This is a genomic window from Arcobacter vandammei, assembly GCF_016106035.1.
GTDB classification, from domain to species: domain Bacteria; phylum Campylobacterota; class Campylobacteria; order Campylobacterales; family Arcobacteraceae; genus Aliarcobacter; species Aliarcobacter vandammei.
The window spans coordinates 1-576 of the sequence record NZ_JADKPZ010000056.1 but is presented as its reverse complement, the minus strand read 5'-3'; the positions used below and the strand labels follow the sequence as shown (position 1 = coordinate 576).

General features: G+C 22.4%; 1 pseudogene. It reads left to right on the top strand.

The features are described 5' to 3' along the window. A pseudogene (locus IQC44_RS11470) lies at positions 1 to 484 on the top strand (type VI secretion system Vgr family protein); the annotation flags it as partial. Between the last annotated feature and the right edge of the window lie 92 nt (positions 485 to 576).

Here is a 576-nt window from a genome sequence, read left to right as displayed (position 1 = left end):
AGTAAAAAACACAATAAAACAACTAATAGAAAAGGATTTTATACAAAGAGTAAAAGGTAATAAGATTACTTATGTAGAAAAAGATGTAAAACTAAAATACCTTCAAAATCTCTTTAAACAAATAGATAAAGATTTTAGAATTGATGTAAAAGAGAATTTCCACACAAAAGCAAATACAATAAAAATAGAAGCAAAAACTATTGAAATAGTATCAAATAAAGAAGTAAACTTAAGTAGTGGTAATAATATAGTAGTAAATCCTAAAGGTATATTTATAAATTCAAAGCTAATAGATACTAACTCTGATTATAGAGGAGTTGTTGCACCAATAGTAAATGAGATGGATATTATAAAATTAATTACAAATCTTAGAATAGAAAAAGATAATCCAAATAGTGAAGATGATTTATATATTTTAAAAGCAGAAACAAAGAATGTTGAAAATGATTATATGTTTAAAACTAAATTATTACTTCACCGATAAATAATCTTAATTATAGTATAATGTTTTATGGAAAAAATAGATGCTAGAAAATTAACACCAAGAGAATTATCAGAGAAACGAAAGATAGTTAT